Consider the following 18,179-nt stretch of genomic DNA (forward strand, 5'->3'; position numbering starts at 1 on the left):
CTCTGGGGGCGGCGTGACCCGGCCGGTCACCCGCCCCCTTCCCTTGGCCCCGTTCCACGATTCATGCTGTTCCCGAGGAGGTCGTCCATGACTGACCCTGTTCCACCCGCTTCCGTGCCTGCCCGACCCGGCGTGAGCATTCCAGACCTGCTCGTCGCGCTGGGCGTCACAGTGATCGGCGTGCTGCTCCTGATCGGCACCACGCAGATTCCCTTCGGCATCAACGCGGTGGTCGGCCCGCGCGTCTTTCCGCTGATCGTCGCCGTGGGCACGCTGGCGCTGGGCATCGTGCTGACCGTACAGACCCTGCGCGGCGAGCGCGCCGAACCCAGCGCCGAGGAGGACACCGACCCCGACGCGCCCGCTGACCTGAAGTCCCCGGGCATCATCCTGGGCGGCTTCGTGCTCGGCAGCGTGCTGCTCGCGCCGCTGGGCTTCGTGGTCGGCACGGCCCTCATGTACTTCTCGGTGGCGTACGCCTTCGGAGAGCGCCGCTACGCCCTGATGGCCGGGATCGCGCTGGCGGTCGCGCTGGTGTCGTACGTGGTGTTCACGCGCGGCCTGGGCCTGAACCTGCCGGCGGGCGTGCTGCGGGGGATCCTGTAATGGAGGCCCTCACCGCCCTGTTCGCGGGCTTCGAGACGGCCCTGAATCCGCTGAACCTGCTGTGGGCGCTGATCGGCGTGACCCTGGGCACCCTGGTCGGCGTGCTGCCGGGCATCGGGCCGGCGCTGACGGTCGCACTGCTGCTGCCGGTCACGGCGAAACTGCCGGCCGTGAGCGCGTTCATCATGTTCGCGGGCATCTACTACGGCGGGATGTTCGGCGGCAGCACCACCAGCATCCTGCTGAACACGCCCGGCGAGAGCAGCTCGATCATCACGGCGCTGGAGGGCAACAAGATGGCCCGCCGGGGCCGCGCCGCCGCCGCCCTGGCGACCGCCGCCATCGGGTCGTTCGTGGCCGGCACCATCGGCACGATCCTGCTGACGTTCTTCGCCCCGGCCATCGCGGACATCGCCGTGACGATCCCGCCGAGCGCCAAGTTCGCGCTGATCCTGCTGGCCTTCGTGACCATCAGCGCGACCTTCGGCGGCTCCCCGCTGCGCGGCCTGATCAGCCTGTTCTTCGGCCTGTCGATCGGATTGATCGGCACCGACCTCCAGAGCGGACAGGCGCGCTTCACGCTGGGCCGCCCGGAACTCCTCGACGGCATCGACTTCATCACGGTGGTCATCGGCCTGTTCGCCATCGGCGAGACGCTGTACGTGGCCAGCCGCTACCGTAAGACCCAGGATGTGATCAAGCTCGAGGGCGGGGCCACCATGGGCCGCGAGGACTGGCGGCGCTCGTGGAAGCCGTGGCTGCGCGGCACGGCCCTGGGCTTCCCCTTCGGCGCGATTCCCGCCGGCGGCGCGGAGATCCCCACCTTCCTCAGCTACACCCTGGAGAAGAAGCTCAGCAAGCACCCCGAGGAGTTCGGCAAGGGGGCCATCGAGGGCGTCGCCGGCCCGGAGGCCGCGAACAACGCCTCGGCCGCCGGGGTGCTCGTGCCCCTGCTGACCCTGGGCCTGCCGACAAGCGCCACCGCCGCGATCCTGCTCGCCGCGTTCCAGCAGTACGGCCTCCAGCCGGGCCCGCTGCTGTTCCTCACGAACGCCGACCTCGTGTGGGGCCTGATCGCCAGCCTGTACATCGGCAACGTCATGCTGCTCCTGCTGAACCTGCCGCTCGCCCCCGTGTGGGCGCGCCTGCTGCTGATCCCGCGGCCGTTCCTGTACGCGGGCATCCTGGTGTTCTCCACGGTGGGCGTGTACTCGCTGAACAACAGTGTGTTCGACCTGTTCCTGCTCGCGCTGTTCGGCGTCATCGGCTACGGCATGCGCCGCTTCGACTTCCCCGTCACGCCCGCGATCATCGGCGTGGTGCTGGGGCCCACGGCGGAATCCTTCTTCCGCACCGCCCTCCAGCAGAGCAACGGCGACGCCACCATCTTCCTGAAGAGCCCCCTGACCGTCTTCATCCTCCTGATCGTCGTCATCGCCCTGGTGCTGCCCCCGATCCTCCGGGCCCGCGCCCGCCGGACGACCGTCACGGGCTGACCCCACACCACGAACGCCGCCCCCTCCCGACGAACTATCGGAGAGGGGGCAATTTCGTTTGACGTGCAGGTCGGGCAACGCAGATTCACGGCTTGAAGTGCGTCAACACCGACCCACTCGGGCCGGAGCGGTTCAAAAACCGGAGCACCCCCCCTGCCCCTCACCGAATGCCATCGTGCGCGAAGCGCGCGGGCGCTGACGACGTGAACGCAAGTGGCAGGTACGCCACCCCACGCCGACGGAACCACCACGAGGGCCGCACAACCGGCATGGCGACCACATGCCCAGCGCAGCGCCGCTCCCCCTGCCCCTCCGGGGTAGGGGGCTGGGGGGTGGGGCCGCGCCGCAGGCACCTCCAGAACCCTCAGTCCTTGAGCGCCGCCCACGCGGCCTGAACCGCCACCCCCCGCTCGAACCGAACCCCCAGCCCCGCGAACGCATCTTCCAGAATCCCCGCGATGGCCAGCGCGTCGTACCGGTCGGCGTAGCCCATGGTGCTGACGCGGAACACGGTGTCCTCGTGCGGGGCCTGTCCGGGCAGGGCGCGCTGGCCCATCTCGGCGAGCCGGCCTGCGACCTGCCGCCCGGTGATCCCGGCGGGGGGCGTGAGGACGGCGACGGCGGGGCTGGTGCGGGGGGCCCAGGCGGGCGCGCCCAGCGCGGTGCCGGCGGCGATGAGGGCGTCGGTCTTGCGCCGCTGCTCGGCCCACAGGACGTCCAGGGGGACGGAGAGCAGGCGGTCGAGGGCGGTGCTGAGCGCGTAGATGAGGTTGATGGCGGGCGTCTGCGGGGTGTTCCCGGCCTTCTGTCCGGCGAGTTCGCGGGTCATGTCGAGGTAGAAGCCCTTCTCGGGGTTCCTGATCATGCGTTCCTGCACCTGGGGGCTGAACAGCACGAAGCCCAGGCCGGGGGGGGTGGCGGTGCCCTTCTGGCTGCCGGACACGATGACGTCCACGCCCCACGCGGCGGGGCGGAGTTCCGCGACGCCGTAGGAGGTGATGCAGTCGGCGATGATGATGAGGTCGGGGTTCTGCGCGCGGGCGGCCTGCGCGATGGCATGGAGGTCGTGGAGGGCTCCGGTGCTCGTCTCGCTGTGGGTGATCAGGAGGGTGTGGGCGTCCCTCGCGGCGTCGGCGACCTCCTGCGGGTCGAGCACGTGGCCCCACGGAGCCGCGACGATATGGGTGTCGTAGCCGAAACGGCCGGCCATCTCGCCCCAGCGTTCGCTGAACTTGCCGGCCTGGGCGTTCACGACGCGCGCGCCGGGGGGGGTGGTGCTGATGAGCGCGCCCTCGAAGGCCCCGGTGCCGGACGTGGTGGTGATGACGGCGTCGTACGGGTCACCGAGGAGCTGCGTGAGCTGCGCGCGGGCCTCCATGAGCTTGGCGATGCCCTCCTTCGCGCGGTGGTGCATCTGCGGCTGCGCGAGTTGCAGCAGGACGTCCGGGGCGACCTCGACCGGGCCGGGGGCGATCAGGCGCGCGCGGTGCAGGGGCGTGTACTCCGGGACTTCGGGCGTCATCGGGGCGGGCGCGGTCTGGGTCATGCCCCAGGGTAGTCCGCGCGGGGGGCGGGGCGCGGCAGGCGTCTGAACTGCGGGCCGGGGCGGGGTCTTCATGTGGGGGGCGGTCAGGGCGGTGACAGGCGCGTGCCGGGACACTGGGGGCATGGCTTCCCCCACCGCGCGGCGCGTCCTGGACAGACTTCTGCCCGTGGGGCCGCTGCTGGCCGCGGTGCTCGCCGCCCCGGCCGCCCACGCGGACACCGTGGCCGTGAGCACTGTGACCGAGGACGCCCTGGCCGCGCTGCCGTGGCCCCCCGCGCCGGGCTCGGGGGTCGCGGACGCGCTGGCCTTCGCGCAGGTGGTGCGGCAGGACTTCCGGAGCTGCGGGCAGGACGCCCGGCCGGACGCGCGCCTGAACGAGCTCGCGGGGCGGCTGCTGCGCGGCTTCAAGGTCGACCGGGCGGCCTTCGGCGCGGCGGGACTGCCGGTCAAGGCGGCCGGCATGGTCGTCGTCCCGCGGCTGACGAGCTGGGAGCGGGTGCGGGATTCGCTGGCGAACCAGTGCGGGCAGCGGGTGGGCTACCCGCGCTTCGGCGTGGCGGTCGAGGGGGGCCGCGCCGCGCTGGTGTACGCGCGCCCGGCGGAACTCGACCTCGGCGCGCGCGCCGTGTGGGAGCAGGAACTGTTGCGCCGCCTGAACGAGGCGCGGCGGCAGGGGCAGCGCTGCGGCGACACGCTCCACCCCGGCGTGGGGCCGCTCGCGTGGGACGGCACCCTGTCGCGCGCCGCCGCCCAGCACGCCGCGGAGCTCCCGCAGTACGACTTCCGCGGGCACGTGAATCCCGTGACCGGCAGCACGCCGCCCACCCGCGCCGCGGCGGCCGGCTGGCCCGACCCGGAAGTCGCCGAGACCCTGGCCTACGACGCCCTGACGCCGGACGAGGCCGTGCGGGCCCTGCTGGACAGCCCGCCGCACTGTCGGATCGTCATGGACGCCCGCTGGATGCGGGTGGGACTGGCCGAGAGCAACGGCACGGCCGCGACCGCGTTCGCCACGTACTGGGCGCAGGTGTACGGGCGGTAAAGGCCGCGCCCCGCCGGGCGGGATACGGTGGAGCATGCGAATCGTGATCGTGGGCGGCGTGGCCGCGGGGATGAGTGCGGCCAGCCGGGCGAGACGGTTCAGCAAGGACGCCGAGATCGTGGTGCTCGACCGCGGCGAGTGGGTCAGCTACGGCGCGTGCGGGCTGCCGTACGTGCTGGGCGGCGACGTGGACGACTTCGAGTCGCTGGTCGCGCGCACGCCCGCGCAGATGCGCGCCCGCGGCATCGGCGTGCACCTGAACACCGAGGTGACCGGCATCGACGCCGCCGCCCGCACCCTGACCGTGCGGGACGGCGCGGCCGGGCGCACGACCACCGAACCCTACGACCGCCTGCTGATCGCCACCGGCGTCTCCCCCGTCCGCCCCGAGTGGGCCGTGACGGATCTGGGCGGCGTGCACGTGCTCAAGGACATCCCGGACGGGCAGGCCATCCAGGCGAGCCTGGAGGGAGCGAAGCGCGCGTGCATCGTCGGCGGCGGGTACATCGGGCTGGAGCTCGCGGAGAACTTCCGGGCGCGCGGCCTGAGCGTGGTCATGCTGGAGAAGGGGCCGGACATCGCGGGCCGCGTCCTCGACCACGACTTCCAGCGCCGGGTGCGCGAGGTCGTGGAACAGCAGGGGGTGGACGTCCGCTGCGGCACCACCGTGACCGGCCTGACCGGCCGGGGGGGCCGCGTGACCGGCGTGCAGACGGACGACGGACGGGTGCGCGCCGACGTGGTGGTCGTCGCCGTGGGCGTGAAGCCGAACGTGGCACTCGCGAAGGCGGCCGGCGCGCGGATCGGGAAGACCGGCGCGGTCGCCGTGAACGCCCGGCAGGAGACCACCGTGGACGGCATCTACGCCGCCGGCGACAACACCGAGGCCACCCACCGCGTCACCCGGCGTAAGGCGCACATCCCGCTGGGTCTGACCGCCAACCGCATGGGCCGCGTGGCCGGCGTGAACATGGCGGGCGGCGACGCGACCTTTCCCGGCATCCTCGGCACCGGCATCTTCAAGGTGTTCGAGCTCGGCGTGGCCCGCACCGGCCTCACCCAGGCCGACGCCGACGCGCTGGGCCTGAAGGCCCACTCGGTGGACGTGAGCAGCACCGACCACGCCAGCTACTACGCCGACGCGCGGCCCATCCACGTGCGCCTCACCGCCGAGAGGGGCACCGGGCGGCTGCTCGGCACGCAGATCGTCGCGCACAACCACCACTCAGCCAAGCGGGTGGATGTCGTCGCGGCCTTCCTCCAGCAGCGCGCCACCGTGCAGGATCTGTTCGACTCCGACCTGTCGTACGCCCCGCCGTTCTCCAGCGTGTGGGACGTGCTGCTCGTCGCCGCCGACCGCCTGCACCGCGAACTCCGGGCGGGCTGAACCAGGTCGCGACTCCGAGCACCGCCCCGACCGGCACCGACGCATGCGCCTCCAATCTGCTCACCGTCGGCTCCGGGGGCGCGCAGCTCCGGCCTGGCGAGACTGTCTACCCGCGGCGCGGCCCGCCGCCCGCGCCCTGCGGTAGCCTTGCGGGCATGACCACGCCGGCCCCAGAACTGACCGTCGCGTACCAGGGCAACCCCGGATCGTACGGCGAGATCGCCGCCCTGAACGCCGTGCCCGGCGCGACCGAAACCCGCGGCTACCCGACCTTCCACGAGGTCGCGCAGGCCGTCGAGTCCGGCGAGGCCGCGCACGGCGTGCTGCCGGTCGAGAACTCGCTGATGGGCGCGATCCACCAGGCCATCGACCTGCTCAGCGAGACCGATCTGCATGTGACCGGCGAGGTGGTCGTGCGCGTCGCCCACTGCCTGATGGCGCTGCCCGGCGTGGCGCTGGAGGACGTGCGCCGGGTGGCCAGCCAGCAGCCCGCCCTGGATCAGTGCACCGCCCTGATCCGCAAACACGGGTGGCAGCCGGTCGCCGCACACGACACGGCCGGCAGCGCCAAGAACCTCGCGGCGAGCGGCGAGCGCGATCTGGCAGCCATCGCCAGCCGCCGCGCAGCCGAGCTGTACGGCCTGAATGTCCTGGCGAGCAACATCGAGGACGAGCCGTTCAACTTCACGCGCTTCATGATCCTCAACCGCCACGAGCCCGCCCCGAGCGACGCGCCGCACAAGACCAGCCTGGTCTTCGCCGTACGCCACACGCCGGGATTCCTGGTCGAGACGCTGAACGAGCTGCGCGGCCTGAACCTGAGCCGCATCGAGAGCCGCCCCCGCCGCGACCGCGCGTGGAGTTACCTGATGTACGTGGACATCGAGGGCGACGCCCGCGACCCGCAGGTGGCGCAGGCGCTGGCCGGCGTGCTGCGCAAGGCGAGCTACGCGAAGATCATCGGCTCGTACCCGATGGCGACGGGCACGGTCGGGTAGGGGTGGACGACCTGAAGCGGGCGCACGGCAGATCGTCTGGACGTGCGCCCACTTCGAGGGTGGACATTCGAGCGATGACGTTCAGCGCGCGGCGAACTCCAGGCCCTCGCCGGGGCCGTCCAGGGCGGGTTCACCGGTTGGGCGGGCGTAGTACGCCCACGGGAACCACAGGCTGCCCACCTGCTGCCAGCCCTGCGCCGTGAGGGCCGCCCGGCCGGGATCGAAGGCCAGGACGCGCAGGTGCTCCCACTGCACCGTGTCGCGCTGCACGGTGTGGTACAGCGGCCCAAAGCCCACCGAGTGCCACCCGTACCGCCCGGCGCGGTTCAGGATGTCCATCTCGTTCAGCGAGGTCAGGAGGGTCAGGCGGCGCGTCTCGGGCTGGGCCGCTGCAGCACTGCCGGACTCCGGAGTGCCCTTCCCGAAGCGTTGCTGCGCGGCCTGCCGGGTCATGCCCAGGGTGCTGCCGATCGCCTCCCACGAGTGCCCGGCGCTGCGGGCCGCGCCCACGGACGACTGCAGCAGGCTGTCCACGTGGTCGCGGGCGGCGGCCACCTGCCGGATCACGTCGAGGTGCGCCTGGGGGTCGTGCGCAAGCCGTTCCGAGAGGCCGGGCATGGACGCGCCGATGGCGTCGGAGAGCCGCTCGTCGAGGGCCGATTCGGCGGTCACTGCCCGCCGCGGCGCAGGTTCCGGATCGCGACGACCACCAGGATGATCGCCACGATGCCGAGCGGGTAGCGCCACACGCTGTCGATCTGGGTCGTGTAGAACGCGAGGATCGCGGCCAGCAGGACGGTCATGCCGGCGGCGGGGCGGCGGATGGCAGTGGGCCGGTCGCTCTTGTTTTCCATGTGTCAACTTTACATTGACACTCGACTTGCTGTCAAGAAAAAGTTGACGCCGCCCTCAGCTCAGGCTCCGCAGCGCCTCCCGCATGAGTGCAAGCCCAGTCGCAGCCTCCTCGCGCGTCAGGATCAGGGGCGGGGAGATGCGGATCACGGCCTCGCCGCAGTCGAGGTTCAGCAGGCCGCGCCCGAACATCGCCATGCTCGCCGCGTCCCGCAGCTTCCCGTCGGGACGGCCGTCCGGCGTCACGAACTCGATGCCGATGAACAGCCCCTCGCCGCGCACGTCCCCGATGAACGGGAACTCCGCCTGCATGCTCCTTAGCTCGGCCATGAGGTACGCGCCCACCTCCGCCGCGTTGTCCATCAGGCTCGCCCCGCAGCCGGGGTGCTTCACCACGCCCTCCAGCAGATCCAGGGTCGCGTGCGCCGCCGCCGCCGCCACGGGATTCCCGCCGTACGTGCTGCCGTGCGACCCGACCGGCCACGTCATGACGCTCTCCTTCGCCAGCATGGCCGAGATCGGCATCCCGGACGCGATGCCCTTCGCCACGGTGATCATGTCCGGCTGCACGTCCGAGTGCTGGAACGAGTACATCTTCCCCGTGCGGCCCATGCCCGCCTGCACCTCATCGAAGATCAGCATGATGCCGTGCCGGTCGCACAGCGCCCGCAGTTTCGGCAGGAAGTCGGCCGGCGGCACGATGTACCCGCCCTCGCCCTGCATCGGCTCGATGATGATGGCCGCGACCTCGTCCGCCGGGATGATCGTCTGGAACAGCCCCTCGATGTGGTCGATCACGGCCTGCCCGCACGTCTCGGCCGTCGCGCCCAGCGGCGGACGGAACGGGTTCGGGTACGGCACGTGCGACACGTTCGGCAGCAGCGGCCCGAAGCCCCGCTTGTACTTCGTCTTGCTGCCCGTCAGCGTGATCGCCCCGTACGTGCGCCCGTGGAACGACCCGATGGTGCTGATGATGTGCGACCGCCCGGTATGGTTGCGGGCCAGCTTGACCGCCGCCTCGACCGCCTCCGCGCCGCTGTTCCCGAAGAACACGCGCCACTTCTCACCGGGTTTCTCGACGTGCTTCACCATGCGCTCGGCGAGGCTGGTCGTGATCTCCTGCGGGTAGTCGGTCAGGCACACGTGCGTAAATTTCGTGACCTGCTCCTGCACCGCCCGCACCACATGCGGGTGCGCGTGCCCGGTCGTGGACACCGCGATGCCCGCGAAGAAATCCAGCATGGTATTCCCATCTACGTCGGTGAGCCACACGCCCTCGCCGTGATCCGGCACGAACGGGTAGGGCCGCATGTACGACGTGGAGAGGTGCTGTGAATCGCGCTCCATGATCGCGGCCGTTTTGGGGCCGGGTAGAGCGGTTTTGAGTTCAGGCTGACGGGGTTTGGGAAGGGTGGTCATAGGAAGCTCCTTACTTTGTGTCTTCAACGGTTAGCCGGGCGTACTGTCCGATTGGCAGTGCGTAATCATCATTGCCAAAGTTGAATCGTCCGCCGTTGCGTCCGGCTCCGATAAACATTCCATCGTCGATGTACACAATGCTGAATTCATATTCGCACTGGCAGTTGGGACACGCTTCTCGCTCTGCATCGACAGCGATGAGGCCGGGCATGGGTTGGCCATTCCAACGATTTGGATTGCCTTCCCAATCAACTCTGTCGCCGAGAACATATTGCTTCTGCCAAGGGGTGCCGTACTTGAACTGGTATCGGAAGTCCGTGACAATGCCGCACTGATCGCACTTTTGCGACACGACGAGAACGTCGAAAGCACCCATGTCTCCGATTCTCGCTCAATCCCCGCTTACCACCACCGGCTCCTGCACCATCCCGTCCGGCGCGGTGTCGGTCACTCCAGCATCCGTTCCGATGCCGTGCGCGGCCCATTTGTCCTCGCGGCTGTTCAGGCGGTGCTTGGTCGCGCCGGGGCGGTTGCGGCTCTCGCTGAATTCCTTGGGCTCGATGGAGATGCGCTCGCCTTCCATCAGGCCGTAGATGCCGCTCTGGCCGGGTTCGCGGCGCTGCCACTCGGTGGGCACGGCCATGTCGGGGCCGGTGTAGTCGGTGGGTTCGCTGTACGCGGCGATGTAGCCCTCGAAATTGCGCAGGATGAGTTTTTCGGGGCTGTGCGAGAGGACGTAGTTGGGCGCGACGGGGATCTTGCCGCCGCCGCCGGGCGCGTCCACCACATAGGTGGGCACGGAGTAGCCGCTGGTGTGGCCGCGCAGGCTCTCCATGATCTCCAGGCCCTTGGACACGGTGGTGCGCAGGTGCCCGGCCCCGTGGACGAGGTCGCACTGGTAGATGTAGTACGGGCGCACGCGGATCTTGACGAGTTCCCGCACGAGCTTCTGCATGATGACCGGGTGGTCGTTGATGCCGCGCAGCAGCACGCTCTGGTTGCCGAGGGGCACGCCGGCGCGGGTCAGGCGGTCGCAGGCGTCGGCGACTTCCGGGGTGATCTCGCGCGGGTGGTTGACGTGGATGTTCATCCACACGGGGTGGTTCTCGCTGAGCACGTCGCAGAGTTCCTGGGTCACGCGCATGGGCATGAACACGGGCACGCGCGTGCCGATGCGGATGATCTCGATGTGTTCGATCTTGCGCAGTTCCGCCAGCAGGCGGCCCAGGACTTTCGGCGCGAGGGTCAGCGGATCGCCGCCGCTGAGGAGCACGTCGCGCACCTGGGGCGTGTTCCGCAGGTAGTTCAGCTGGGCCTCGTACTCGGCGGGGTTGAAGGTCTCGGTGGGGTCGCCGACGATGCGGCTGCGGGTGCAGTAGCGGCAGTAGCTGGCGCACTGGGTCGTGACGAGCATCAGCACCCGGTCGGGGTAGCGGTGCACGAGGCCGGGCACGGGGCTGTGCTTATCCTCCGCCAGGGAGTCCTCCATCATGCTGGTGAAGCTCTCCAGCTCGTGGTGCGTGGGGATGACCTGCCGGCGGATCGGGCACGTGGGGTCGTCGGCGTCCATCAGGGACGCGAAGTACGGCGTGATGTCGAGGCGGAAGATGCCCTCGGCACTGGCCCCCTGACGCTCGCTGTCGGTCAGGCGGATGACTTCTTCCAGTTCGGGCACGCTGTTGATGCGGTTTTTCAGCTGCCACTTCCAGTCGTACCACTGCTCGTCGGGGACATCGGCCCATTTCGGAGCCCGGTGGTTGCGGGGGAGCATCTGTTGCGACCGGGTGGTCGCCTGGGGGTGCAGGGTGGATCGGGTCATGGGGCCTCCGGTGCGCCTGAGCATCTGAACGTGTGTTGCCCCATTGTCCGGGCCGGCCACCCCCGATTTGAATGAGCAGACTGCCCTTCGCGTGCCAGATCTGGCGCACGCGAACCTCGCAAACGCCACCGTAGACCTTGCAAATGCTAAGATGGCTGGGTGCGACAGACCGGCGGCAGCCTTGATCCCCTCGACCACCGCATCCTGAAGGAACTTCAGACGGACTCCCGCCTGAGCATGCGCGAACTCGGCCGGCGTGTGGGCCTGAGCGCCCCGGCCGTGACCGAACGCGTGCGCCGCCTGGAAGACGCCGGCGTGATCCTCGGCTACGGCGTGCGCGTGGCGAGCAAGCCTCTGGGCCGCACCATCACGGCGTTCATCGGCGTGCAGGACAGCGGGCGCAACGACCCCACGCTGGTGCGCTGGGCCACCAGGCACGACGGCGTACTGGAATGCCACAGCGTGACCGGCGACAACTCCTGCATCCTGAAGGTCGCCGTGCCCGACGTGGGCGCGCTGGAGGCCATGCTCACCGACCTGATCGCCATGGGCTTCACGTGCGACACCAGCATCGTCCTGAGCACCCCGCTGGAAGGAAAACTGCTGCTCCCGCCGGGGTGAGATGACACACGGCCGGCCCCCGGAATCTTCATCCGGGGGCCGGCCGTGGCACGGAACACCGGATCAGTCGGACATCAGCAGACCGTCACGGGTGACCGCTGCGGCGCGGTCGCTCACGAGCAGGCCGTCACGCGTGGTGGACACCGTGCGGTCACCCATGAGGATCCCGGTGGCGGCGCTCGCCGGGCTGGCCATGGTGGCGATCACGACAAGGGCGATCAGGGCGGACGTGGTCACGGTCTTCATGGTGGTGCCTCCCGGTGGTGGGGACGGTGCGCGGCGCGCGGCGGGGCCGTCCTTCTGAAGAGAACTGTAGATTCGGGGACGCTCAAAACCCAGGCGGCGTTTTGAGTGAACGGTGCCTGAATGCCTGCTACCGTGATCCCACCGTGCGTGAACGCCTGATCATCGAGAACCCGGCCGTGATCGGGCTGCTGCTCGACCACCAGCGGACCCTGAACCTGTTGCCCTTCTTCCTGGCACCCCACACGGTCGCCCAGGCCGCCGCGCACCGGGGCGTGAAGGCGAACCAGATGGCGTACTGGGTTGGCCGGTACGTGCAGGCGGGCATCCTGGAAGGGGTCGGCGAGGCCACACCCGTGCGTGGCAGCCGCTCGCCAGGCCAGCTCTACCGCGTGACAGCGGCAGAGTTCGTGCTGCTCCCGGCGGGCGGCTACGCGGCCGAGGAGATCGTCGACCGCACCTATGGCCCCATGTGGGCGTCCCTGCGCGAGGCCGTGATTCACGATACCGACGAGGTCGCGTCCCGGTGGGCGATCCGCATCTGGCTGTATCAGAACCGGCTGGTGACCCAGCAGGAGATCCCGGTCGAGCAGATCGGACAGGAGGTGCTGGTGCCCGAGGGCAACGCGCTGAACCTCTGGATGACGGCCCGCTTCGACGCCGCGACGCTGGCTGATCTTCGCAGCGAACTGGAAGGGGTCTTCAACCGGTACGCGGCGCGGATCATCCGTGACCGGCCGGAACTGCCACGCACCACCGTGCACCTCGCGCTGGCCCGCAAGGTCGACTGACGGGTCTGCCGTATCGTGGGTCATGCTTGCCGACCTCCAGGACCTGTACGCCCGCGACCTTGCCGCAGTGATCCGCGAGCTGGAGGCGTACCCCGATGAAGCCTCGCTGTGGCGGGTGCAGGGCGACATCATCAATCCGGCAGGAAATCTGGCGCTGCACCTGATCGGGAATCTGTCGCAGTTCATCGGGCTGGAGCTGGGCGGCGTGCCGTACGAGCGCGACCGGCCGGCCGAGTTCGCCCGGCGGGACGTGCCGCGTGCTGAGCTGATCGCGGGTCTGGAGCGCGTGACAGCAGTCGTCCACGACACGCTGGGCCGGCTGGAACCGCTCCGCCTGGACGAGGTGAACGCCCGGCAACTTCCAGGCTTCCCGGACGGCATGACCACGGGATTCTTCCTGATCCACCTGCATGGGCACCTGAACTGGCACCTGGGACAGATGAACTACCACCGGCGGCTGACGGCACTGGGGTGAACCCTGCCCTTGTCGCAATTACGCCAGTAACATAATATACGGGCATGAGCGAGCTGCGTCCGGCCTATCTGCTGATCCACAGACTCGCGCAGTTCAACGACGAGTGGTATGACGACCACACGCTGACCCTGGACGGTGTCAATCCAGCGGGCCTGTACGACTCCCGGGACGAGGCCGAGGCCGCCGCCCGCCGCCTGACCATCCAGGCCATGCGGGGCGCGGACTTCGACGATCTGGAGGTCGATGAGCGTGCCGATCTGGCCCTGACGGCGCTGCTGGACACACCGGGACAGTTCGATCCGGCGGTGCGGGAGGCCTACCGGGGGTTCCAGAGCCGGCAGCAACCCCTGCCGACGTGGCTGACCGACGACCAGCTCGGTGACCTGCTGGATCACACCGGGCTGACCCTGTTCCATGTCATCGACACGCAGGTGCCCGCCTTCGAGATCGCCCTGGCCAAGTCCCTGCTGGCCCTGACGCCCGGCCGGCCGCCCATCGACCTGACCCTGGATCACGAGGACGACGCCGGCACCGAGCTGGACGTGCCCCGTCAGGTGATCGAGGACAGCGACGATCCGGCGGTGCAGCGGCTGAACCGCGTGACCCAGCTGTTCGGGCGGCGCTACGCCACCGGGTTGCCGCTCTGACATGGCGCACCCCTGGCACCACGCGCAGAGCAGTGCCCGCCGCTTCGGGGGCGTGCCCGACGACTACCTGGCCGTCCACGGCTGGTTCGACCAGACCAAGGGCCACTGGGCCGACGCCCGGCACCGTGCCGTGCTGCACAGCAGTTTCGGGATCTTCCTGTGCGAGCAGTTCTTCGGGCCGACCCTGAAACGCGCCAGTGACGGCCGACACGTGCCCACGCGCCTGATCGGAGAGCAGCATGTCCTGGAAGACCTGGGGCGCATCCCGAGCGTGCAGGACTGGCTGGAGGGGCTGCCCCTGCAGGGCTGGATGCTGCGGAACGCGGCAGCCCTGAGCCGTCAGGACAATCAGGGGGAGGACGACCCGGCGGCCCCCTCCCCCACGGATCACGGCTGACGGTCAGTCCAGCAGTTTGTCCACAGTGATGGGCGTGCTGCGGATCCGTTTGCCGGTCGCATGGTAGATCGCGTTGGCGATGGCGGCCGGCGTTCCCACGATCCCGAGTTCTCCCGCCCCCCGTGCGCCGAGCGCACTGGTGTGATAATCCGGATGGCCCTCCAGGGCGATTGCCGTGACCTCGCCGATATCGGCGTTCACTGGAATGTGATATTCGGCGAGGTTGCTGTTCAGCAGCAGACCGGTGGCCGGATCCGTCTCACCGTGTTCGTGCAGGGCGGCGGACACGCCCCAGATCAGGCCGCCAGTCAACTGGCTCTCGGCCGTCTTCGCGTTCAGCACCTGCCCGATGTCGAAGGCGCCCACGATCCGTGACACGCGCGGGGTCATGAAGTCCGGATCGACGCGCACCTCGACGAACACCGCGCCGAAGGAGTAGCGGGCGTGGGTGTCGGTGACCGCCTCCACACTGCCGTCCTCGCCCTTCTTCAGGGCATCGAGTTCCTTCTGGCCGCCCCCACTGGGGACGATCTCGCGGTACGTCTCGTGCTGATCCTTCCCGCTGCGCCGCAGGATGTCGGTCAGGGTGTCGGAGGCCCGGCCAGCGTACAGGCGCCCGTCAGCGGCCCGGATCTCGCTGGGGGACACGCCGTGCAGCGGACTGTCGGAGTCGTTCACGGCGCGTTCGGTGAGTTCGGCCCGCAGACCCTGCGCGGCGGCCAGCACCGCGCTGCCCACGCTGCCGGCCGTGCGGGATCCGCCGCTGTAGCCGTTCTTGGGCAGTCGGCTGTCGCCCAGCTTCACGCTGACCTGACCGACCCCGACCCCCAGCGCGTCGGCGGCGATACCAGCCAGGATCGTATACGTGCCGGTGCCGATGTCATGCGATCCCGCCTCGATCTCCACCCGGCCGTCCGCACACAGGCGGGCGCGGGCGGTGGCCGCACTGGAATACACGGGGTACACGGCGGTCGCCATGCCCCAGCCGATCAGCGTGTCGCCGTCCCGCATGCTGCCGGGCTGCGGCGTGCGCCTCGACCACCCGAAGGCGTCGGCGGCGCGGTCATAACACTCCAGCAGGTGCTTGCTGGAATACGGCAGACCGCTCTCGGGGTCGGTATCGGCGTGGTGCTGGCGGCGGAACTCCACGGGATCGGTGCCTGCCGCCTCGGCCAGTTCATCCATCAGGACTTCCAGACCGAAGCTGCCGCTCGCCTCGCCCGGGGCCCGCATCATGATGTTGGGGCCAGCGTTCGTGCGCACCAGCGTCTGGGTGAAGTCCATGTTCCCGTTGGCGTACAGCATCTTCGGCACCGTGCCCACCTGCTCGGGAAACAGGTCTACAGGGCCAGTCTGCGTGTGGGCGTGCAGATCCATCGCGGCGACCCGGCCGCCCTTCAGCGCCACGCGGTACGCGCTGCGGGTGGCGGCACGGTACCCGACGGCAGCAAACATCTGTGCGCGGGTCAGCACGAGCTTGACCGGGCGCTTCAGGGTGCGGGCAGCCAGCACCGTGACCAGCAGGTGGGGCCACGTCGTGGCCTTGTTCCCGAAGCCGCCACCCACATAGGGGCTGATGACATGCACGTTGTCCGGCTCCAGGCCCAGCGTGGCCGCCAGGGTGCCCTGCGCGGACTGCATCCACTGGGTCGGCTCGTAGATGGTGACCCGCTCGTCGCCGTCCCACGCGGCGATGACGGCATGCATCTCCATGGGATTGTGGTGGTGCGTGGGCGTGGCGTAGGCGCGCTCGATCACATCGGCGGTCTTGAGCACCTTCGCTGCGTCGCCACGCGAGTGCTGGAGGGCCTTCGGCGTCTTGCGGTCGGATGCCGGGCCCGACTCCAGCGCCTCGTCCAGGGTGGCGCGGTGCACGCGCTCCTCGTACTCGATCTCGACGAGCAGCGCGGCGTGCTTCGCGGCCTCCAGCGTGTCGGCCACCACCAGCGCCACCGGTTCGCCCCGGTACGAGATCTCGGGCGACTGGAACGGCAGGATGCCGGTACCGGCCGGGCCTTTCGGGTAGCCCTTCACGTCCTTCAGGGTCCAGCCGGGTGTGCGGCAGCTGTACACGTCCAGCACGCCGGGCACGTCCTTCGCGGCGGCCGTGCGGATGGTCGTGATCGTTCCGTGCGGGACAGTGGCGCTGATCAGGACAGCGTGCGCGAGGTTCTCGATAGCGTGCTCGGCGGCAAACGTCGCCTCGCCACGCACCTTGGCGGGGCCGTCCACGCGGTCGAAGCGGCGGCCGACATAGGTCTGCTGATCCGTGACGGTCATGCGATCCCCTTTCCGTCGGCGCTCTCGCCGGCCTGGGCCGCCAGCAGCGCCCGGACGATGACCCGCGCGGTCAGCGGCACCTTGAAGGCGTTCTGGGGCAGCGGCTCGGCTCCGGCCAGCGCGGCGTGGGCGGCGGCCTCGAAGGTCTCGCGGGTGGCGGGCTGGCCGGTCAGGGCAGCCTCGGCCTCGGGCGAGCGCCAGGGCTTCGTGCCCACCCCACCCAGGGCCACCCGGGCGGCCCTCACCACGCCGTCCTGCACGTCCAGCACGGCAGCGCAGGAGCTCAGGGCGAACTCGTAGCTCTCGCGGTCGCGAACCTTGAGGTACACGCCGTGCCCGGCGATCGGCGCGGGCAGGGTGAGTGCCGTGATCAGTTCACCCTCCCGCAGGTCATGTTCGAGGTGGGGCGTGTCGCCGGGCAGCAGATTGAAGTCCCGCAGGGCGACCTCACGTTCGCCGTCTGGCCCCTGGAGGGTCAGCACCGCGTCGTACGCCACCAGCGCCACCGAGGCGTCCGAGGCGTGCAGGGCGATACAGGCCTCCGACGTGCCCAGGATCGCCTGCTTGCGGTGGTGCCCCTGGATCGCGCCGCAGCCCGAGCCCGGCTCGCGCTTGTTGCACGCCTGGAACGCCGTGTCTCGGAAATACGGGCAGCGGGTGCGCTGCATGACGTTGCCGCCCATGCTCGCCATGTTGCGGATCTGCTGCGACGCGCCCGCCAGCAGGGCGTTGCTCAGGGCCGGATACCGGGACGTGATCAGCACGTGCTCGGCCACCTGTGCCATCGTCGCCAGCGCGCCGATCCGCACGCCCCCATGGTGCTCCACGAGGTCGGTCAGCGGCAGGGCCGAGATGTCCGTCACGTGTGCGGGACGTTCCACGTCCAGCTTCATCAGGTCGATCAGGGTGGTGCCGCCGGCCAGGAAGCGGCCGGGCTGCCCGACAGCGCCGGCCACGTCGGTCACGCGGGCGTACTCGAAGGGCCTCATCTCGGGCCTCCCGTGACCGCCTGTCCGGCCACATCCTGCACTGCCGCCACGATCTGCGGATACGCGGCGCAGCGGCACAGGTTGCCGCTCATGAACTCGCGGATCGCGTCCGGGTCGCCGGCCTGGGCCTTCCCGACACACGCGACGGCGCTCATGATCTGGCCCGGCGTGCAGTACCCGCACTGGAAGGCGTCGTGCTCGATGAACGCCGCCTGCATGGGGTGCAGCTCACCCGCCGCGGCCAGCCCCTCGATGGTGGTGACCGCCCGGCCCTCGCAGGACAGGCCCAGGGTCAGACAGCTCAGCTGCGTCTCGCCGTCGACGAAGACGGTACACGCGCCGCACTGCCCGTGGTCGCAGCCCTTCTTGGTGCCGGTCAGGTGCAGTCTCTCCCGCAGAACGTCCAGCAGGGTGGCCTGAACGGGGATGTCCAGCGTGCGTTCGTGCCCGTTGACCGTGAAGCTCAGCGCCCGGTCGGTGCCGGGCCGCGCCTTGGTGTCCGTCATGGCTGTTCCTCCACCCTCCAGGCTACGGGGAAGGAGGAAACACCTGATCCAGTGCGGCTTGTGGT

At 69.9% G+C, this 18,179-nt stretch carries 20 protein-coding genes; 10 read left to right on the plus strand and 10 right to left on the minus strand.

Annotation, left to right across the window (positions count from 1 at the left end; translation table 11 throughout):
* Positions 1-87 precede the first annotated feature (87 nt).
* Both U2P90_RS12665 and U2P90_RS12670 read left to right on the plus strand, forming a co-directional pair.
* The gene (locus U2P90_RS12665) at positions 88-606 is read left to right on the plus strand and encodes a tripartite tricarboxylate transporter TctB family protein (protein ID WP_322472400.1); all 519 of its coding nucleotides are present in this window, start codon (positions 88-90) and stop codon (positions 604-606) included.
* A complete protein-coding gene (locus U2P90_RS12670) occupies positions 606-2,102 on the plus strand; it encodes a tripartite tricarboxylate transporter permease (protein WP_322472401.1) in 1,497 nt (498 codons plus the stop codon). Before U2P90_RS12665 ends, U2P90_RS12670 begins: the two co-directional genes overlap by 1 nt.
* 364 nt (positions 2,103-2,466) lie before the next feature.
* On the opposite strand, the gene U2P90_RS12675 is transcribed toward U2P90_RS12670, so the two are convergent.
* On the minus strand, positions 2,467-3,648 hold the full coding sequence (locus tag U2P90_RS12675) for an aminotransferase class V-fold PLP-dependent enzyme (RefSeq protein ID WP_380103123.1): 1,182 nt from the start codon (positions 3,646-3,648) through the stop codon (positions 2,467-2,469).
* A 121-nt stretch (positions 3,649-3,769) separates the two neighbouring features.
* On the opposite strand from U2P90_RS12675, the gene U2P90_RS12680 reads away from it, so the two are divergent.
* The 3 genes from U2P90_RS12680 to U2P90_RS12690 all read left to right on the plus strand — a co-directional run bounded on the left by U2P90_RS12680 (position 3,770) and on the right by U2P90_RS12690 (position 7,075).
* On the plus strand, positions 3,770-4,690 hold the full coding sequence (locus U2P90_RS12680; protein ID WP_322472402.1) for a CAP domain-containing protein: 921 nt from the start codon (positions 3,770-3,772) through the stop codon (positions 4,688-4,690).
* Positions 4,691-4,724: 34 nt separating this feature from the next.
* Positions 4,725-6,077 carry an FAD-dependent oxidoreductase gene (locus U2P90_RS12685; protein WP_322472403.1) on the plus strand — a complete coding sequence of 451 codons (1,353 nt, stop codon included), beginning with the start codon at positions 4,725-4,727 and terminating at the stop codon, positions 6,075-6,077.
* 155 nt (positions 6,078-6,232) lie between these two features.
* Positions 6,233-7,075, plus strand: coding sequence for a prephenate dehydratase (locus U2P90_RS12690; RefSeq protein ID WP_322472404.1), 843 nt, complete (start codon positions 6,233-6,235; stop codon positions 7,073-7,075).
* Positions 7,076-7,156: 81 nt separating this feature from the next.
* Here U2P90_RS12690 and U2P90_RS12695 read toward each other — a convergent pair whose 3' ends face one another.
* The 5 genes from U2P90_RS12695 to ablA are packed head-to-tail and all read right to left on the minus strand — an operon-like array spanning position 7,157 to position 11,165.
* The gene (locus tag U2P90_RS12695) at positions 7,157-7,747 is read right to left on the minus strand and encodes a hypothetical protein (protein WP_322472405.1); all 591 of its coding nucleotides are present in this window, start codon (positions 7,745-7,747) and stop codon (positions 7,157-7,159) included.
* Positions 7,744-7,929 (minus strand): hypothetical protein, encoded by a 186-nt coding sequence (locus tag U2P90_RS12700; protein WP_322472406.1) that lies wholly within the window; start codon positions 7,927-7,929, stop codon positions 7,744-7,746. Before U2P90_RS12700 ends, U2P90_RS12695 begins: the two co-directional genes overlap by 4 nt.
* Positions 7,930-7,984: 55 nt before the next feature.
* Entirely contained in the window at positions 7,985-9,346 is a 1,362-nt protein-coding gene (locus U2P90_RS12705) for an acetyl ornithine aminotransferase family protein (protein ID WP_322472407.1), read from the minus strand.
* Between the two features lie 10 nt (positions 9,347-9,356).
* Positions 9,357-9,722: a hypothetical protein gene (locus U2P90_RS12710; RefSeq protein WP_322472408.1), complete on the minus strand. Its 366-nt coding sequence runs from the start codon at positions 9,720-9,722 to the stop codon at positions 9,357-9,359.
* A 15-nt stretch (positions 9,723-9,737) separates the two neighbouring features.
* The gene (ablA, locus tag U2P90_RS12715) at positions 9,738-11,165 is read right to left on the minus strand and encodes a lysine 2,3-aminomutase (protein ID WP_322472409.1); all 1,428 of its coding nucleotides are present in this window, start codon (positions 11,163-11,165) and stop codon (positions 9,738-9,740) included.
* Between the two features lie 159 nt (positions 11,166-11,324).
* Between ablA and U2P90_RS12720 the strand changes: the two genes are divergently transcribed.
* Positions 11,325-11,786 (plus strand): Lrp/AsnC family transcriptional regulator, encoded by a 462-nt coding sequence (locus U2P90_RS12720; RefSeq protein ID WP_295820326.1) that lies wholly within the window; start codon positions 11,325-11,327, stop codon positions 11,784-11,786.
* A gap of 63 nt (positions 11,787-11,849) precedes the next feature.
* Here U2P90_RS12720 and U2P90_RS12725 read toward each other — a convergent pair whose 3' ends face one another.
* The gene (locus U2P90_RS12725) at positions 11,850-12,032 is read right to left on the minus strand and encodes a hypothetical protein (protein WP_322472410.1); all 183 of its coding nucleotides are present in this window, start codon (positions 12,030-12,032) and stop codon (positions 11,850-11,852) included.
* A 143-nt stretch (positions 12,033-12,175) separates the two neighbouring features.
* Here U2P90_RS12725 and U2P90_RS12730 point away from each other — a divergent pair, with 143 nt between their 5' ends.
* Genes U2P90_RS12730 through U2P90_RS12745 form a run of 4 tightly spaced genes read left to right on the plus strand, consistent with a single transcriptional unit; the run spans position 12,176 to position 14,339 of the window.
* Positions 12,176-12,820: a hypothetical protein gene (locus U2P90_RS12730; protein ID WP_295820323.1), complete on the plus strand. Its 645-nt coding sequence runs from the start codon at positions 12,176-12,178 to the stop codon at positions 12,818-12,820.
* Positions 12,821-12,842: 22 nt separating this feature from the next.
* Positions 12,843-13,295 carry a DinB family protein gene (locus U2P90_RS12735; protein WP_322472411.1) on the plus strand — a complete coding sequence of 151 codons (453 nt, stop codon included), beginning with the start codon at positions 12,843-12,845 and terminating at the stop codon, positions 13,293-13,295.
* Positions 13,296-13,339: 44 nt separating this feature from the next.
* Entirely contained in the window at positions 13,340-13,942 is a 603-nt protein-coding gene (locus U2P90_RS12740) for a hypothetical protein (protein ID WP_322472412.1), read from the plus strand.
* Position 13,943: 1 nt separating this feature from the next.
* On the plus strand, positions 13,944-14,339 hold the full coding sequence (locus U2P90_RS12745) for a DUF6915 family protein (RefSeq protein ID WP_322472413.1): 396 nt from the start codon (positions 13,944-13,946) through the stop codon (positions 14,337-14,339).
* A 3-nt stretch (positions 14,340-14,342) separates the two neighbouring features.
* On the opposite strand, the gene U2P90_RS12750 is transcribed toward U2P90_RS12745, so the two are convergent.
* The 3 genes from U2P90_RS12750 to U2P90_RS12760 are packed head-to-tail and all read right to left on the minus strand — an operon-like array spanning position 14,343 to position 18,114.
* Positions 14,343-16,619 carry a xanthine dehydrogenase family protein molybdopterin-binding subunit gene (locus U2P90_RS12750; RefSeq protein WP_322472414.1) on the minus strand — a complete coding sequence of 759 codons (2,277 nt, stop codon included), beginning with the start codon at positions 16,617-16,619 and terminating at the stop codon, positions 14,343-14,345.
* Positions 16,616-17,608, minus strand: coding sequence for an FAD binding domain-containing protein (locus U2P90_RS12755; protein ID WP_322472415.1), 993 nt, complete (start codon positions 17,606-17,608; stop codon positions 16,616-16,618). The genes U2P90_RS12750 and U2P90_RS12755 overlap by 4 nt, the downstream gene beginning before the upstream one ends.
* Positions 17,605-18,114, minus strand: coding sequence for a (2Fe-2S)-binding protein (locus U2P90_RS12760; protein ID WP_322472416.1), 510 nt, complete (start codon positions 18,112-18,114; stop codon positions 17,605-17,607). Before U2P90_RS12760 ends, U2P90_RS12755 begins: the two co-directional genes overlap by 4 nt.
* Positions 18,115-18,179 lie beyond the last annotated feature (65 nt).

The organism is Deinococcus sp. AB2017081 (assembly GCF_034440735.1).
GTDB classification, from domain to species: Bacteria; Deinococcota; Deinococci; order Deinococcales; family Deinococcaceae; genus Deinococcus; species Deinococcus rufus.

What these genes read in the sequence shown, in the direction of transcription:
- U2P90_RS12665 (WP_322472400.1), top strand. Translation starts at nt 88, where the DNA reads ATGACTGACCCTGTTCCACCCGCTTCCGTGCCTGCCCGACCCGGCGTG.
- U2P90_RS12670 (WP_322472401.1), top strand. Translation starts at nt 606, where the DNA reads ATGGAGGCCCTCACCGCCCTGTTCGCGGGCTTCGAGACGGCCCTGAAT.
- U2P90_RS12675 (WP_380103123.1), bottom strand. Translation starts at nt 3,648, where the DNA reads ATGACCCAGACCGCGCCCGCCCCGATGACGCCCGAAGTCCCGGAGTAC.
- U2P90_RS12680 (WP_322472402.1), top strand. Translation starts at nt 3,770, where the DNA reads ATGGCTTCCCCCACCGCGCGGCGCGTCCTGGACAGACTTCTGCCCGTG.
- U2P90_RS12685 (WP_322472403.1), top strand. Translation starts at nt 4,725, where the DNA reads ATGCGAATCGTGATCGTGGGCGGCGTGGCCGCGGGGATGAGTGCGGCC.
- U2P90_RS12690 (WP_322472404.1), top strand. Translation starts at nt 6,233, where the DNA reads ATGACCACGCCGGCCCCAGAACTGACCGTCGCGTACCAGGGCAACCCC.
- U2P90_RS12700 (WP_322472406.1), bottom strand. Translation starts at nt 7,929, where the DNA reads ATGGAAAACAAGAGCGACCGGCCCACTGCCATCCGCCGCCCCGCCGCC.
- U2P90_RS12705 (WP_322472407.1), bottom strand. Translation starts at nt 9,346, where the DNA reads ATGACCACCCTTCCCAAACCCCGTCAGCCTGAACTCAAAACCGCTCTA.
- U2P90_RS12710 (WP_322472408.1), bottom strand. Translation starts at nt 9,722, where the DNA reads ATGGGTGCTTTCGACGTTCTCGTCGTGTCGCAAAAGTGCGATCAGTGC.
- ablA (WP_322472409.1), bottom strand. Translation starts at nt 11,165, where the DNA reads ATGACCCGATCCACCCTGCACCCCCAGGCGACCACCCGGTCGCAACAG.
- U2P90_RS12725 (WP_322472410.1), bottom strand. Translation starts at nt 12,032, where the DNA reads ATGAAGACCGTGACCACGTCCGCCCTGATCGCCCTTGTCGTGATCGCC.
- U2P90_RS12735 (WP_322472411.1), top strand. Translation starts at nt 12,843, where the DNA reads ATGCTTGCCGACCTCCAGGACCTGTACGCCCGCGACCTTGCCGCAGTG.
- U2P90_RS12740 (WP_322472412.1), top strand. Translation starts at nt 13,340, where the DNA reads ATGAGCGAGCTGCGTCCGGCCTATCTGCTGATCCACAGACTCGCGCAG.
- U2P90_RS12745 (WP_322472413.1), top strand. Translation starts at nt 13,944, where the DNA reads ATGGCGCACCCCTGGCACCACGCGCAGAGCAGTGCCCGCCGCTTCGGG.
- U2P90_RS12750 (WP_322472414.1), bottom strand. Translation starts at nt 16,619, where the DNA reads ATGACCGTCACGGATCAGCAGACCTATGTCGGCCGCCGCTTCGACCGC.
- U2P90_RS12755 (WP_322472415.1), bottom strand. Translation starts at nt 17,608, where the DNA reads ATGAGGCCCTTCGAGTACGCCCGCGTGACCGACGTGGCCGGCGCTGTC.
- U2P90_RS12760 (WP_322472416.1), bottom strand. Translation starts at nt 18,114, where the DNA reads ATGACGGACACCAAGGCGCGGCCCGGCACCGACCGGGCGCTGAGCTTC.